The organism is Xanthovirga aplysinae (assembly GCF_009711365.1).
GTDB lineage: Bacteria > Bacteroidota > Bacteroidia > Cytophagales > Cyclobacteriaceae > Xanthovirga > Xanthovirga aplysinae.
Map to the genome: position 1 here is coordinate 1 of NZ_SMMB01000910.1, position 5,354 is coordinate 5,354.

Annotated in this window: 4 protein-coding genes; all 4 read left to right on the top strand. The window is 40.4% G+C overall.

Annotation, left to right across the window (positions count from 1 at the left end; translation table 11 throughout):
• On the top strand, positions 1-400 hold a 400-nt coding region (locus E1171_RS07895; protein ID WP_155205467.1), incomplete at its 5' end, for a DUF481 domain-containing protein.
• A 40-nt stretch (positions 401-440) separates the two neighbouring features.
• Positions 441-1,961, top strand: coding sequence for a glutamate synthase-related protein (locus E1171_RS07900; protein ID WP_155205468.1), 1,521 nt, complete (start codon positions 441-443; stop codon positions 1,959-1,961).
• 290 nt (positions 1,962-2,251) lie between these two features.
• Positions 2,252-3,892: an acetolactate synthase large subunit gene (locus E1171_RS07905; protein WP_155205469.1), complete on the top strand. Its 1,641-nt coding sequence runs from the start codon at positions 2,252-2,254 to the stop codon at positions 3,890-3,892.
• A gap of 25 nt (positions 3,893-3,917) precedes the next feature.
• Positions 3,918-5,303: an aldehyde dehydrogenase family protein gene (locus E1171_RS07910; RefSeq protein ID WP_155205470.1), complete on the top strand. Its 1,386-nt coding sequence runs from the start codon at positions 3,918-3,920 to the stop codon at positions 5,301-5,303.
• Positions 5,304-5,354 lie beyond the last annotated feature (51 nt).

Genomic DNA, 5,354 nt, shown 5'->3' on the forward strand with positions numbered 1-5,354 from the left:
AGTCTATAAAATTAAGAAAAGAATTTCCCCTGGATTAGGATTAGGCCTTCATTTATTAAAAAAAGAAAAACAAAAAATTAAACTTCATACTTTTTTGGCAAATGATGTGACCGAATTTGAAAGCAGAGAAGGTTATCGAACTTCCAGGATAAACTCAATCGTTTTAGGGGAGCACGCTCTTATCCCTGATAGGTTGAGCCTAAAATACGACTTGTTTTATTTCCAGTCCCTAGAAGAAAAAGAGAATTATTCATGGAGGGTCAATTCCACTTTAGACTTCAGACTTATCAAAAAATTGTCTTTGACGGCAAATTTCGATTATCTATATGAAAATATAGGGGATCCGGCCTTTGAAAATGGAAATTTATTTTTGACTTATGGGATTGCCTTTGGCAATTAAATTTAAAACCGATTAGCAAACTAAATAATCCAACATCATCATGAAACATCCAAAAATAGTGGACAAAAAACCCATGGCGGTTGAACTGAAAAAAGGAGAAGAGCAATACTGGTGTAGCTGTGGAGAATCAAAAGGGCAACCTTATTGTGACGGCTCGCATAGAACTACCTCATTTAAACCTTTAGCCTTTAAGGCAGAGGAAACAGGTACTGCTCATCTTTGTATGTGTAAACAATCTAAAAACCCACCATATTGTGATGGTTCCCATGCGCATATTAACGAAGAGAATGGCAAAAAAAATGACATTCCGGCTTCTTCTCCTAGTGTTGGATCTACGGTTGAGGAGCCTACTCTGGCTTATATTAAAGCACTGGCAAAGGACGGTTTAACAAAGTTTGGCCATCACGGAGAAATGGGGGCAATGGGAGTACCAATTCCTGAGCTACCCCAATGGAATGACATTCAAATGCTAACAGCCCAATTGGCTGTAAAACCTTTAATGGAAGATGTTGAGGTTAAATCTGAATTAATTATTGGACCAAGGGCAAAAAAACCATTAAAATTGGATATTCCTTTGTTTGTCTCTGATATGAGTTATGGGGCCCTATCCGAAGAGGCCAAGTTAGCCTTGGCCCATGGTGCCGAAATGGCTGGGACTGGCATTTGTTCAGGAGAAGGAGGTATGCTAGAGGAAGAACAACAGGCTAATGGTAAGTACTTCTATGAATTGGCATCTGCCAAATTCGGATTCGATTGGGACAAATTGAAAAATGTACAAGCCTTTCATTTTAAAGGAGGACAAGGGGCCAAAACAGGAACCGGAGGGCACCTTCAGGGAAATAAGGTAGTTGGGAAAATCGCTGAAGTGAGAAAATTAGCCGAAGGAACGCATGCTGTTTCTCCTCCTACGTTTTCAGATTTAAATACTCCTGAGGATTTTAAAGCATTTGCCGATAAGGTAAGAGAGGTTACAGGCGGAATACCGATTGGGTTTAAACTTTCAGCCAATCATATCGAAGAAGATATTCAGTTTGCCCTTGACGCTAGTGCCGATTATATTATCCTCGATGGAAGAGGAGGTGGAACTGGTGCTGCACCACTATTATTTAGAAACAACATATCTGTACCCACCATACCTGCTTTAGCAAGAGCAAGAAAATATTTGGATAAGGTAAATAGAAAGGATGTTACTTTAATAATTACCGGGGGAATTCGGGTTCCTGAAGATTTCATTAAAGCATTAGCTCTGGGAGCAGATGGCATTGCCCTGGCAAACTCAGCTCTACAAGCTGTTGGATGTGTAGCGGCAAGAATGTGTAATACCAATAATTGCCCAGCCGGAATTGCTACTCAAAAGCCCGGTTTAAGAAAGAAGATTAATATTGAGCAATCCGCAAATCAGTTGAATAATTTCCTAACCTCCTCGACAGATTTAATGAAAGTAATGGCAAGAGCCTGTGGATACAACCATCTTAATCAGTTTAATTTAAATGATCTGACCACATGGAAAAAAGAAATGGCCGAATTAACTGGAATTAGGTATGGTGGGGTGACAGTCTGATAATTAATCATCCACCAAAAAACTTTGGTTTTTGGTGGATTTAATTTTTGAATAGTAAGCTATTTGTCTTAAATCATTAATAAGGGGAGATCCTTTTAGAATTATTTTAATCAGCCTATTTCAGAAAAAAGGTGTGATAATAAGAGACCATACTTGCTAATTTACGTACATTAAAAGGGATTTTATTAAATACCTTTTACCTGAATAAAAAGGAGGAGTTTCTCTTTGGTAATCATTTTTACTAGGGTCCTCAATTTGTTGTACGAAAATCAAACCAATAAACTAAATAAATGAAAGCATCTGATCTGTTTGTAAAGGCCCTGGAGAATGAAGGGGTAGAATACATCTTCGGAATCCCGGGTGAAGAAAACCTGGATTTCCTGAATTCATTAGAGCACTCAAAAATAAAGCTGGTACTTACTCGACATGAACAGGGAGCTGGTTTTATGGCGGCTACCTATGGCCGATTAACGGGAAAACCTGGGGTTTGCCTTTCTACCTTGGGTCCTGGGGCTACTAACCTGATTACTCCAGCAGCCTATGCCCAATTAGGAGGCATGCCTATGTTAATGATTACAGGCCAGAAACCGATAAAAAAGAGTAAACAGGGACGATTTCAAATTGTCGATGTAGTGGACATGATGCGTCCTATTACCAAATACACCAAGCAGATTGTAAATGGAAATAACATTCCCTCTGTTGTCAGAGAAGCTTTTCGTTTAGCTATGGAAGAACGGCCGGGTGCTGTTCATATTGAACTACCCGAAGACATTGCAGCAGAAGAAGCTGAAGACAAGGTGTTTGAAGTGGTGGGAAGTCGAAGACCTGATGCAGATCAAGGGGTAATAGACCAAGCGGCTAAGATGATAGAAGCGGCTAAACGCCCCCTACTTTTAATAGGTGCTGGGGCCAATCGGAAACGTACCAGTGAAGCCCTTAAAGAACTTGTCGACAAAACCGGGATCTACTTTTTTAACACCCAAATGGGCAAAGGAGTAATCGATGAACGCCATCCCAAATATCTGGGAACAGCCGCCTTATCAGCAAATGATTTCTTGCATTGTGCTATTCGAGAAGCCGATTTGATCATTAATGTAGGTCATGATGTAATTGAAAAGCCTCCTTTCTTTATGGAAGAAGGAAAGACTAAAGTGATCCATGTTAATTTCTTCCCTGCTGAAGTAGATGAGGTGTATTTTCCCCAACTAAATGTAGTAGGAGATATTGCAGCTTCTGTGAAACAATTAGCTTCCAAGATCACTAACACAAGCAATTGGGAAACCACTTATTTTGAGGAAATAAAGAAAGATGTGGAAGCTCATTTGAGTAAGTACTTTGAGGATCAGCGCTTTCCTACCTTACCTCAAAGATTGGTTTCTATTCTAAGGAATACTCTGGAGGATGATAGTATTGTAACATTGGATAATGGTGTATACAAAATTTGGTTTGCTCGAAATTATAAGGCATATCAACCCAATACCTTATTGTTAGATAATGCCCTGGCCACTATGGGAGCCGGATTACCTTCTGCCATGTTAGCCAAATTGATTCATCCGGATAAAAAAGTGGTGGCTGTTTGTGGAGACGGAGGTTTTATGATGAACTCTCAGGAATTGGAAACTGCTGTTCGATTAAGCCTAAACCTTGTAGTAATCATACTCAATGACAGTGCTTACGGCATGATCAAGTGGAAGCAGGAAGGGATGGGCTTTGATAATTTTGGTCTGGATTATCATAACCCCAACTTTGTGCAGTATGCAGAAAGTTATGGTGCAATAGGTCATCGGCCATCTAATGATGAGGAACTAAGAGAGATACTTAATAAAGCTCTAAATACCGAAGGAGTACACCTGATTGATCTTCCGGTAGATTATTCTCTCAATCACCCTATTTTGAATGTCCTCTTAGAAAAGGAAACCGGAAAGTTATAAATCAATTTATAAAGCATAAATCATCATGTTAAAAGTTTTTAATCCTGCAGATCAAAGTCTCATTAAAGAACTTCCTTTTGTTGGTAAGGCGGAAGTAGACGCAGCTCTAAATACAGCTTATGCCTTGTTTCAGGACCAATCTAAATGGTTGCCTCCTCACCAGCGAATAGAAATCCTTGAACGCACCGCAAAGATAATGGAAGGACGTGTGGAAGAGCTAACCCAAACGGCGGCAAGGGAAGGAGGAAAACCCTATGTGGACTCTAAGGTAGAAGTATTGCGGGCTATTAACGGCGTGAAGATAGCCATTGAACATATCCCTCAATTAAAGGGGGAACAAATTCCTATGGGGCTGACGCTATCATCGGACAATAGAATTGCCTATACATTTAGGGAACCTATTGGGGTAGTGGCAGCTGTCAGTGCTTTCAACCATCCTTTAAATCTCATTATCCATCAAACGGTAACCGCCATAGCGGCCGGTTGTCCCGTGATTGTAAAACCTGCTGAAACCACTCCACTATCTTGTTTGGCTTTTGTCGATATTCTGAAGGAAGCTGGATTACCCGAAGATTGGTGCCAGGCTGTTATTTGTGAGGTGGAAGCAGCTGAACATTTGGTAACAGACCCTAGGGTAAATTACTTTACTTTTATTGGGTCTGCCAAAGTAGGTTGGTATTTACGCTCTAAGCTTTCTCCTGGAACACGCTGTGCCCTGGAACATGGAGGTGCAGCTCCGGTATTGGTAGAAAAAGATGCGGACATAGAAGACATGCTGCCTGCCTTACTAAAAGGTGGGTTTTATCATGCTGGACAGGTTTGTGTTTCGGTTCAAAGGGTTTTTATCCATGAAGACATTTGCGAAGAGGTTGCCCATAGGTTTGCTGAAATGGCAAAAAAACTGGTTGTTGGTGATCAATTGGATGAAAAAACTGAAGTAGGGCCACTCATTTTACCTAGGGAGGTTGATAGGGTGGAAGCCTGGGTGAATGAGGCTGTTGAAGGGGGAGCCAAGGTGTTATGCGGAGGAAATCGAATTTCAGAAAGCTTTTATGAGCCTACCGTATTACTTAACCCTCCTGCAGATGCCAAGGTTTCAACACTAGAAATCTTCGGCCCGGTAGTTTGTATTTATTCTTACTCCGATCGAGAAGAAGCCATAAAAAGAGCAAATGAACTTGATGTACACTTCCAGGCAGCAGTTTACACTAAGAATCTGGACCTGGCCATGGATGCCGTAAAAAAATTAAATGCTAATGGTGTAATGGTTAATGATCACACAGCCTTCCGTGTAGACTGGATGCCTTTTGGTGGAAGGGATACTTCCGGTATTGGAATGGGCGGAATTCAATATACTATGCACGAAATGACCCGAGAGAAGTTGTTTGTTATAAAAAGTAAGGTATTATAAAAGGAAAAGTTATTTTTTAGAAAGTTTGAGTTAAAAAATTAATGTGCTTTT